General features: G+C 65.9%; 3 protein-coding genes. All 3 read left to right on the top strand.

Annotated elements, in window-relative coordinates; genetic code table 11:
* The first annotated feature begins 284 nt into the window (after window positions 1-284).
* The 3 genes from ASJ79_RS21500 to ASJ79_RS21490 all read left to right on the top strand — a co-directional run bounded on the left by ASJ79_RS21500 (window position 285) and on the right by ASJ79_RS21490 (window position 2907).
* Window positions 285-830 (top strand): PadR family transcriptional regulator, encoded by a 546-nt coding sequence (locus ASJ79_RS21500; protein ID WP_067959655.1) that lies wholly within the window; start codon window positions 285-287, stop codon window positions 828-830.
* A gap of 56 nt (window positions 831-886) precedes the next feature.
* Window positions 887-1975, top strand: coding sequence for an inositol-3-phosphate synthase (locus ASJ79_RS21495; protein WP_067959652.1), 1089 nt, complete (start codon window positions 887-889; stop codon window positions 1973-1975).
* A 104-nt stretch (window positions 1976-2079) separates the two neighbouring features.
* Window positions 2080-2907 carry an IS30 family transposase gene (locus ASJ79_RS21490; RefSeq protein WP_231750966.1) on the top strand — a complete coding sequence of 276 codons (828 nt, stop codon included), beginning with the start codon at window positions 2080-2082 and terminating at the stop codon, window positions 2905-2907.
* Window positions 2908-2962 lie beyond the last annotated feature (55 nt).

Genomic DNA, 2962 nt, shown 5'->3' with positions numbered 1-2962 from the left:
CGCGCCGACGTCAAGGACACCTGGCTGCGCATCAGCCCGTCGGAGGACCCGTCCACCCCGGATGCGGTGATCGTCGAGATCGTCGTCAGCAGCGACTTCGGCTCGGGCCGCATCGAGCTGTACCCGGACGCCACCCCGCTGGCCATCTGGCCCGCCAACCGCTGACCTGGGAAAACCGGTCCTTCTGCGGACCAGCCGTAGCGCTCAATATATCGGCGCGATACTATCGGCCGAGGTGTTGAACCGTCGTAGCGACGGATCCGTTGACTGGAGGAGGTGCCCGGATGCTCGAGCTCGCGATCCTGGGTCTGCTCCAGGAAGCCCCGATGCACGGCTACGAGCTGCGCAAGAGACTGACGGGCCTGCTCGGTGCTTTCCGGGCCTTCTCGTACGGCTCGCTCTACCCGGCGCTGCGCCGCATGCAGGCGGACGGGCTGATCGTCGAGGACGCCGCACCCGAGGGCACCGTGAAGGTCCGGCGGGCGCGCCGGGTGTATCAGCTGACCGAGGCCGGCAAGCAGCGCTTCACCGAACTGGTGGCCGACACGGGTCCCCAGAACTACTCCGACGACGGTTTCGGAGTTCACCTTGCATTCTTCAACCGCACCCCGGCCGAGGCCCGGATGCGGATCCTGGAAGGCCGGCGCCGCCAGGTGGAGGAACGTCGCGAAGGCCTGCGTGAAGCAGTGGCGCGGGCGAGCAGCTCATTCGATCGGTACACCCGGCAGCTCCACCAGCTGGGGCTCGAATCCAGCGAGCGCGAAGTCAAGTGGCTCAACGAGTTGATCGCGGCGGAGAGATCGGCGCAGGGGCGCGCCGAACAGACGTGAGCAGCACCCGCAGCCGTCAGTAACACCGAAAACAGTAGGACAGAGGAGAAGTCGTCATGACCGCAAGCAATGACGTCCGGGTCGCGATCGTCGGCGTGGGCAACTGCGCGTCCTCGCTCGTGCAGGGCGTTCAGTACTACAAGGACGCGGACGCCAACGCCAGCGTGCCCGGCCTGATGCACGTCAAGCTCGGCCCGTACCACGTGCGCGACGTCAAGTTCGTCGCCGCGTTCGACGTGGACGCCAAGAAGGTCGGCTTCGACCTGTCCGAGGCCATCTTCGCCTCCGAGAACAACACCATCAAGATCGCCGACGTCCCCCCGACCGACGTCGTCGTGCAGCGCGGCCCCACCCTCGACGGCATCGGCAAGTACTACGCCGACACCATCGAGATCTCCGACGCCGACGCCGTCGACGTGGTCAAGGTCCTCAAGGACGCCGAGGTCGACGTCCTCGTGTCCTACCTGCCCGTCGGGTCCGAAGAGGCCGACAAGTTCTACGCCCAGTGCGCGATCGACGCCGGGGTCGCGTTCGTCAACGCGCTGCCGGTGTTCATCGCCTCAGATCCGGTGTGGGCCAAGAAGTTCGCCGACGCCGGCGTCCCGATCGTCGGCGACGACATCAAGAGCCAGATCGGCGCCACCATCACCCACCGCGTGATGGCCAAGCTGTTCGAGGACCGCGGCGTCACGCTGGACCGCACCTACCAGCTCAACGTCGGCGGCAACATGGACTTCCTGAACATGCTCGAGCGTTCGCGGCTGGAGTCGAAGAAGGTCTCCAAGACCCAGGCCGTGACCTCCAACCTGTCCGGCTCGCTGGCCGGCAAGATCGAGGACAAGAACGTCCACATCGGCCCGTCCGACCACGTGGCGTGGCTCGACGACCGCAAGTGGGCCTACGTCCGCCTCGAGGGCCGCGCGTTCGGTGACGTGCCGCTGAACCTGGAGTACAAGCTCGAGGTGTGGGACTCCCCCAACTCGGCCGGCGTGATCATCGACGCGGTGCGTGCCGCCAAGATCGCCAAGGACCGCGGTATCGGCGGCCCGATCGAGGCCGCCTCGGCCTACCTGATGAAGAGCCCGCCCAAGCAGCTCGCCGACGACCTCGCCCGCGAGCAGCTGGAGAAGTTCATCGAGGGCTGAGGCCTCCTCTCCTTTCCCTCTCCGCCGAAATTGCATTCCGGCAGGCCGTTTCTCGGGCGGATTCATACGGTCAGTGCAACATCCAGTGATTTGAGGGGGTTGCTATGCCGTCAGGGTTTCCGGTGCCGTGGGCAGTCAAGCGGGAGTTCTTCGATCTGGTTTGTCGCGGGATGACCACGACCGGGGCGTCGTTGGGGGTGGGCGTGTCGCGACGCACCGGCTGGTTATGGTGGCGCGACGCTGGGGGCATGAAATTACGTATAGGCGGCGACGGCCTGGGCGGACTGGCCTCCGCGGGGGATCTGACACGTCCGGGTGGGCGCGGGCATCGACTGAGCTTTGCCGAACGCTTTGAAATTGACCGCGGCGTGCATGCCGGGCTCAGTTTCGCCGAGATCGGTCGCCGGCTCGGGCGCGACCGGTCGGTGATCTGGCGTGAAGTGCGGCGAAACAGTCTGCCCAATGGCGACTATCACGCGCTGATGGCCCACGCTCGGGCTACCGACAATGCGCGGCGCCCCAAGTCCTTCACCCTCGACAATCATCGATTGTGCTCGGCGATCGAGACGTGGATGGACGACGGGTGGAGCCCGAAGTTGATCTCGTCGGTGTTGGCCCGGGACTTCGCCGATGACAAGCTGATGCAGGTGAGTCACGAGACCGTTTACCAGCATCTGTATGTGCAGACTCGCGGTCAATTGCGTGCTGATCTGCATAAATGCCTATCCACGCACCGCCCGGCACGCAAACCCCGCGGACAGACCGAAAGACGCGGCACGTTCAGCGACGTGATCACCATCAGTCAACGCCCCGCCGAGGCCGCCGATCGGGCGGTCCCGGGCCATTGGGAAGGCGATTTGGTGCGCCACGAGGCGCTGTGTGACCGAGCGGAGGTGAGAGACCTGCGCCGTTGTGCTGTCGCAGCAGCATAACGAAGCTGGGGGCAGCCTGAACCGGGAGACGCCGGTGAGGGCGGCAAGCAGCCCC

It is taken from the genome of Mycobacterium sp. NAZ190054 (genome assembly GCF_001545925.1).
Taxonomy (GTDB): Bacteria; Actinomycetota; Actinomycetes; order Mycobacteriales; family Mycobacteriaceae; genus Mycobacterium.
The sequence above is the reverse complement of the archived record's forward strand: the minus strand, read 5'-3'. Positions and strand labels throughout refer to the sequence as shown.